Source organism: Streptomyces sp. SID5910 (genome assembly GCF_009862125.1).
In the GTDB taxonomy this organism is placed as follows: Bacteria; Actinomycetota; Actinomycetes; order Streptomycetales; family Streptomycetaceae; genus Streptomyces.
Genome location: NZ_WWHX01000961.1, coordinates 1 through 6,621 on the forward strand (window position 1 = coordinate 1; position 6,621 = coordinate 6,621).

General features: G+C 72.8%; 5 protein-coding genes and 1 pseudogene. 3 read left to right on the plus strand and 3 right to left on the minus strand.

Annotated elements, in window-relative coordinates:
* A pseudogene (locus GTW67_RS37280) lies at nucleotides 1-260 on the plus strand (hypothetical protein); the annotation flags it as partial.
* A gap of 57 nt (nucleotides 261-317) precedes the next feature.
* Here GTW67_RS37280 and GTW67_RS34370 read toward each other — a convergent pair.
* Together GTW67_RS34370 and GTW67_RS34375 are read right to left on the minus strand one after the other, a co-directional pair.
* Complete coding sequence (locus tag GTW67_RS34370) at nucleotides 318-1,259, minus strand: Dyp-type peroxidase (protein ID WP_161168635.1); 942 nt, start codon at nucleotides 1,257-1,259, stop codon at nucleotides 318-320.
* Between the two features lie 107 nt (nucleotides 1,260-1,366).
* Nucleotides 1,367-2,257 carry a helix-turn-helix transcriptional regulator gene (locus GTW67_RS34375; RefSeq protein WP_161168636.1) on the minus strand — a complete coding sequence of 297 codons (891 nt, stop codon included), beginning with the start codon at nucleotides 2,255-2,257 and terminating at the stop codon, nucleotides 1,367-1,369.
* A gap of 226 nt (nucleotides 2,258-2,483) precedes the next feature.
* Between GTW67_RS34375 and GTW67_RS34380 the strand changes: the two genes are divergently transcribed.
* Both GTW67_RS34380 and GTW67_RS34385 read left to right on the plus strand, forming a co-directional pair.
* Complete coding sequence (locus tag GTW67_RS34380; protein WP_524539855.1) at nucleotides 2,484-3,194, plus strand: cyclophilin-like fold protein; 711 nt, start codon at nucleotides 2,484-2,486, stop codon at nucleotides 3,192-3,194.
* A 37-nt stretch (nucleotides 3,195-3,231) separates the two neighbouring features.
* Nucleotides 3,232-3,999, plus strand: a complete 768-nt coding sequence (locus GTW67_RS34385) for an SDR family NAD(P)-dependent oxidoreductase (RefSeq protein ID WP_161164513.1) — start codon at nucleotides 3,232-3,234, stop codon at nucleotides 3,997-3,999.
* A 345-nt stretch (nucleotides 4,000-4,344) separates the two neighbouring features.
* On the opposite strand, the gene GTW67_RS34390 is transcribed toward GTW67_RS34385, so the two are convergent.
* Nucleotides 4,345-6,621, minus strand: a 2,277-nt coding sequence (locus GTW67_RS34390) for a discoidin domain-containing protein (protein ID WP_202438084.1), incomplete at its 5' end; no start/stop codon positions are given.

Here is a 6,621-nt window from a genome sequence, read left to right on the forward strand (position 1 = left end):
CCGTCGGCGCCGCCGTCGTGGACACCGGGCGTACCCGCCGCACCACCGTCCGCGGGACCTTCCGCCCCTCCGTCGGCCCCGCCGTCGTGCACACCGGGCGTGCCCGCCGCGCCACCGTCCGCGGGGCCCTCCGCACCGCCGTCGGCGCCGCCGTCGTGGACACCGGGCGTGCCCGCCGCACCGCCGTCCGCGGGGCCTTCCTGCTGGTTGGGGTCCTGCTCGGAATTGGCCATGATTCCTCCTGCGAGTCGGGCAGGTGAGTGATCCCCCCACGAACACCGTAGCGCTACCCGGCAAAAGCCTCGATTCGAGCGAAATCACCCAGGTGCGTCGATTGCGGGCGGCGGATCGTCCAGGAAGTCCGACGTCGGCACGTGGAAGAGGCACCCGGTGACGGCGGTGGAGAAGTCGAGGATGCGGTCGTGCACGCCGGGCCGGTCGCCGAGGAACATGTGGCGCAGCATCTGCTCGACGACCTCGGGTGTGCGGGCGTATCCGATGAAGTAGGTGCCGAACTCCTGCTGTCCGACGCGGCCGAAGGGCATGTTGTCCCGCACGATCTTCCGCTCGTTGCCGTCCTCGTCGGTGACGGTGTTGAGCGCGACGTGCGAGTCCACGGGCTTGACGTCGTCGGGGAGCTCGATGTTGTCCGGCTTGGTGCGGCCCATGGCGTGCTCCTGGGCCTCGACGGTCAGGGCGTTCCACGCGGTGAGGTCGTGCAGGTACTTCTGCACGGTGACGTAGCTGCCGCCGGCGAAGGCGGGGTCCTCGTCGCCCACGAACACCGCCCGTGCCGCCCGTTCGCCCTCCGGGTTGGCCGTGCCGTCGACGAAGCCGAGGAGGTCGCGCTCGTCGAAGGACTTGAAGCCGTGCACCTCGTCCACGACGACGGCCGCGCCCCGCAGCCGCTCGGCGGTCAGCTGGGCGAGTTCGAAGCACAGGTCCATGCGGCGGGACCGGATGTGGAAGAGGAGGTCGCCCGGGGTGGCGGGGGCGCGGTGCCGGGGGCCGTCCAGGGGGACGAAGGGGTGCAGGTCGCGGGGGCGCGGCCCGCTGAAGAGCCGGTCCCAGGCCGCGGAGCCGATGCCGACGACGCAGCTGAGGTCCTCGTCCGGGGCCCGGTAGCCGACCGAACGCTTGAGCCCTCCCAGATCCTTCAGCAGACCGCGTACCTGGTCCTCGCCGCCGGCCGTGAGGGTGCACACGAGGAACACCGCTGCTTTGGCCGGCGGGGCGAGTACGGGTTGCGACTCGACCACGGCTTGCACCTCCGGCTTCTCGCGGGTCCGGGCACGGGGCGACGGCGGTTTTCCGCCGCCAGCGTATGCCCGCGCACGGGCCTTCGCCCCTCAAGCGCCACCCTCGGTCAGCCTGGTGTGGAGGACTTCCTGGCGTCGGCGTCCTGCGTGGCGGCCCAGGAGGCGAGGAGGCGCAGTCCCTCTTCGGAGGGCGAGCCGGGCTCGGCGGTGTAGACGGTGAGGGTGAGGCCGGGGGCGGCGGCCATCTCCAGGCCCTCGTAGGCGAGGGTGAGGTCGCCGACGGCCTGGTGGTGGAAGCGCTTGGTGCCGGTGCCGTGGTGGCGGACGTCGTGCGCGCCCCACCGGGTGCGGAACTCGTCGCTGCGGGTGCACAGCTCGCCGACCAGGTCGTGCAGGTCCTTGTCGTGCGGGTTGCGGCCCGCCTCGGTGCGCAGGATGGCCACGGCGACGCCGGCGAAGGTGTCCCAGTCGGGGTAGAAGCGCCGGGAGGCGGGGTCGAGGAAGGTGAAGCGGGCCAGATTGTGCTGGTTGCCGGGTGTGGCGTAGACGTCGGTGTAGAAGGCACGGAAGAGCCGGTTGGCGGCGAGAACGTCCATCCGGCCGTTGCGGACGAACGCCGGCCCGGCGGTGATCGCGTCGAGAGTCCACTGGAGGCTGCGGTGCGGCGTCCACTGGTCCCGGGTGCGCCGGCGCCGGGGGCGGGTGAGGGCGTCGGAGCCGTCGGCGGCCTGGGCCAGGTTCGCCAGGTGGGCGCGCTCGGCGTCGTCGAGCCGCAGGGCGCGGGCCAGGGCTTCGAGGACGGCCGGGGAGACACCGGCGAGGCTGCCGCGCTCCAGTTTCGCGTAGTACTCGACGCTCATGTCGGCCAGCGCGGCGACCTCGCTGCGGCGCAGGCCCGGCACCCGGCGGCGGGTGCCGGACGGCAGCCCGGCCTGCTCGGGGGTGATCCTTGCGCGCCGCGAGGTGAGGAACTCGCGGACCTCCTCGCGGTTGTCCATGTCCTCGACGGTACGTCGCGCGGGCCGCCGTAGGGATGTACTGGCGGTACACCCCTTGTCAGTGACTCGCTCCGTGCGGGAAGAGCGGGTTACCTGGAAGGCGTGGTGCTCGCGCCCCCGGCCGTCGGGGCGGCCGTGGCGGAGCCCCTCACCCGGCCCAGGTGGTGGTCCACCACCCGTGCTCCGGATCCGCACCCGGTACCGGTTACGCGAAGGAACCCCTCTCATGCGCGGCCCAGTGATTCATGCTCCCGGCGACGTCCGCTTCGAGACCCTGGAGGAGCCGTACCGCGGCGCGGAGCCGACCAAGGCGGCGCATCCGCTGGGCCACGAGTACGCCGGCCTCGTGGCGGAGGCCGGGCCGGCCCCGCGGCGCGGGACCGGGCGATCAGCCGGAACGACGGCCACCATGACCTTCCCCCTTCGCCGAGCCCTGTCCGGCGCCGCCGCCGGCGGTCTTCTGCTGCTGGCCCCGACCGCCTGTTCCGACGACAACTCGCCCCGGCCGAACGCCTCGGCGGCATCGGCCCCGGAGCGGCCGGAGGCCTCGGCGTCCGCCGGCCCTTCCGTCCCGGAGAGGAGCACCACTGTGGACATCCGCGTCACCCTCGACGGACAGCCCGTCGACGCGATCCTGAACGACAGCCCCGCCGCCCGCGACCTGGCGTCCCTGCTCCCGCTCACCCTGGACCTGGAGGACTTCCACGGTACGGAGCGGATCGCCGACCCGCCACGGCGGCTGACCACCGACGACGCGCCCGAACCGACCGCTGCCGAGGTCGGTGACCTCGCCTACTACGCCCCGTGGGGCAACTTCGCCCTGTTCCACCGGGACGGCCCCGCCCCCTCCCCCGACCTGCTGATCCTCGGCCATATCGACGCCGACGCGGACCAGTTGTCCGAGGCCGAGCGGATCACCATCGAGGCCGCCCACTGAACTCCTCGCCCGTACCAGCTCGTTGGGAGCCACCCTCATGAACCCCACCTACGACTTCACCGGACAGGTCGCCTTCGTCACCGGTGCCGGCTCCGGAATGGGCCTGGCCGCAGCCCGCGCCTTCTCCGCCTCGGGGGCCGCCGTCGCGCTCGCCGATGTCGGCGAGGACGCCGTGAACGCCGCCGCCGAGCAGCTCGCGGGCGAGGGCCGACACGTCCTCGCGCTGGTCTGCGACGTCTCCGACGAGGCCCAGGTCGCCGCCGCCGTCGACCGCACCGTGGCGGCGTTCGGGCGCCTCGACATGGCCTACAACAACGCCGGCGTCATGCCCCCGCCCACCGATGCCGCCGACGAGGGCGCCGACCAGTTCGACCGCGTCCAGGCCGTCAACCTGCGCGGCATCTGGGCGAGCATGAAGCACGAACTGCGTCATATGCGCGACCAGGGCAGTGGAGCGATCGTCAACTGCTCCTCCCTCGGCGGCCTCGTCGGCAACCCCGGCCGCGCCGCCTACCACGCCTCCAAGCACGGCGTGATCGGCCTGACCAGGAGCGCCGCGCTCGAATACGGCTCCCGCGGTGTCCGCATCAACGCCGTCTGCCCCGGCACGATCGGCACGCCGATGGTCGACGCCATGGTCGAGGGCGGCGAACTCGACCGCGGCCAGGCCGAATCGGGCCAGGCCATCGACCGGCTCGGCACCGCCGACGAGATCGCCCAGGCCGTCCTGTGGCTGTGCAGCGACGGCGCCGGCTACGTCACCGGCATCGCCCTCCCGGTCGACGGCGGCTACACGGCACAGTGACCACCACCGCCCGGGACACCACGAGGCCCGGCACGAATGCCGGATGGCCCTCCCCTCGCTGCCCACTCCTCCTCACCATGAACGCCGTCACCGCGACGATGACCAGCAACCACCGGGTCGAGGCGGCACTGCGGGCCGCCGCGGCGACCGACGCCCTGGAGCACCCGGAACCCCGGGATCCCGTGCAGGAGCCTGCCGGTCAGGGCTCTGCCCGGCGCTGTGCCGGCCGGCCCCGCGCGAGCAAAGATTCGCCCAGCCCACCCTCCTGCTCGACCGCCCAGCGGAGCGCCCTCCCCGGGGCCCGCGACGGCGGACCCCGGGGAGGGCGTTTCCCACGTTGCCGGTCTACGACCGTCCGGCCGGGCGCGTCGCCGGCGGGTATCCGCCGGGCTGCTCCACCGGAGTGCCGTAGACGCGCATCTCGGCGGCTGCGGCGAAGGGTTGGCCGTTGAGCGCGTTCAGCGCGGTGAACCTGACGTAGGCCGCGCGCACCGGGTCGAACGTGCTCCTCTGCATGGCCGCCGAGTCCACGAGGGAACCGTGCGTGACAGTCGTCCAGTGGGTGCCGTCGGCCGAGACGGCGACCTCGTAGTCCTTGACCCGGCCGTTCTGCCCGCCGCTCCGCCGTCCGAGGTAGCCGAAGCCGTCGACCGTGGCCTCCGCGCCCAGCTTGAGCGTCACCCAGTGCGGGTAGGGGGCGTTCGCTTCCGTGTAGTCGGTGTGCCAGATGGTGTCCTCGGCACCGTCGAGGACGTTCGACACCGGGCCCTCCCCCGCCCCCGAGGAACGGTTCTCCGAGTCGGCGGTCGCCGTCATGGAGCCGGGCGCGAGGAGAGGGACGTCCGAGACCGTGGCTCTGGAACCCGCCGCGACGGTCTTGGTGGCGCCGGCGTTGTCGTAGGCGGCCGTGGTCCGCCACGTGACCGTGGTGCCGGCGGCGCCCGCCGGAGGGGTGAGCAGCCAGGTCGTCGTGACGGTCCGGCCGGGCTCGACGGTGTCGAAGAGGTTGCCGTCCTTCTCCTTCACCTCCACCTTCCAGCCGGCGGGCAGGCCCTCCATGGCCAGGGCGACGTTCGTCGCGTCGCTCTGCTCGTTGTTGGTGAAGCTGGTCGTGTACTCGCCGGGTACTCCCGGGCTGAGGTCGGTACCGGCGGGGGCGGTGACGGCGGCGCAGGCCGGGCCGCCTTCCACCGGGCCGAGGTCGGTGACCCGGAAGTCGTCGAGGACGAAGTCCGTGCCGGAGGCGCTGCCGGTCCTGCGCAGGCCGACCCAGGTGTCACCGCAGCCGGCGACGATCTCCTTCGAGTAGGTCGCGGTGTCCAGGGCGGGAGCGAACGTGTCGCGGGTGATGTCCTTGGACACGACCTTGCCGTCGTCGACGGTGTCCGCGCCCGTGACCCAGGCCCACTGGTCCTCCAGGTTGGTCTGGTAGGCGAAGGACACCGCGTACTTGTGGCCCGCGGTGAACGGCACGGTGGCCGGCACCGTGCGGTAGACGAGCCCGCCGTTCTCGGAGTGGGACTTCAGGGAGTGCCTGCCGCCGACGACGTCGTCGACCGCCTTGCCCTTGAGGGTCCCGGTGTCGTAGGGCCGGTAGGTGTTCTTCCAGGACTTCTGGCTGTAGGGCTCGTGCAGTTCGCTGATGCTGGTGCGCGGGTCGGTGACGCCGCCCGCGTCGCCCTTCACGAACGGTCCCCAGCCGGGCTGGTTGCCCTCGAAGTCGTCCTGGGCCACCACTCCGCCGGACCGAGGCAGCGGCTTCGTGGTGTCGGCCATGACCCGTACGTCGTCCAGGACGACCGCGGCGTCCCCGGGTGCGGCGGCCAGCGACACGGTGACCGTGCCGCCGCGAGGCGCGGTGAAGGCCACGGAGGCGCGCTGCGCGTAGGTGTCGCGTTTCTCGTCCGACGCCATCGTGTTGCGGGCCGGGGTGATGTCGAAGGTCTTCTCGGCCGTCGTGCTGCCGTGGGTGACGCGGAGGGTGGTCGCGCGGCGGTGGCCCGCGGCGATCTCCACGTCGGCGCTCAGGGTGTAGCGCTTGCCGGGCGTGAGGCCGGTGACCTTCTGCTCGATGCCGGACGCGTCGGTGCCGAGGCGGGCCACGTTGTCCCCGTTGTCGGCGCGTGCCGCGCCGGCTCCGCCGCGCGGGTTCCACGCCGTGAGGTCGCCGGCGTTGAAGCCCGGGTCGGTCAGGCCGGTTCCGGCGCCGTACCGGGGTGCGGACTGCGGCGCCCTGCCCCCGTCGGGCACGAGGACGTAGGGGGTGTCCTTGTCGGCGGTCAGGGCCACGCGGCCGTCGTGCGCCGTCACGCGGGCGGCCTCCACCCGGCCCTGGTCGGTGAGCTTGTAGAGGGTGAAGTGCCGGTTGCCGGCGAACTGTCGGGTGAGGTCGAAGGTGTGGGTGCCGCCGGACGCGCTGTAGTGGTACATCTTGTCGGCGTTGCTCGGGGACGTGGTGCCCGTGCTGTCGCGGGTGTCGCCCCAGGGCAGCAGGTAGGTGTCGCCCTGAAGGACGGTCGCGCCGCCCAGGGTGACGCGGCGCTGCCCGCCGGCCCCGGTGACCGTCACGCCGCCGGTGAGGCGGGCGCTCTTGCCGAAGTCCCAGTCCAGTACGTCGTAGTA

Bases quoted from the DNA above. Each gene is read 5' to 3' on its own strand.
- GTW67_RS34385 (WP_161164513.1), top strand. From the start codon at position 3,232: ATGAACCCCACCTACGACTTCACCGGACAGGTCGCCTTCGTCACCGGT.
- GTW67_RS34380 (WP_524539855.1), top strand. From the start codon at position 2,484: ATGCGCGGCCCAGTGATTCATGCTCCCGGCGACGTCCGCTTCGAGACC.
- GTW67_RS34375 (WP_161168636.1), bottom strand. From the start codon at position 2,257: ATGGACAACCGCGAGGAGGTCCGCGAGTTCCTCACCTCGCGGCGCGCA.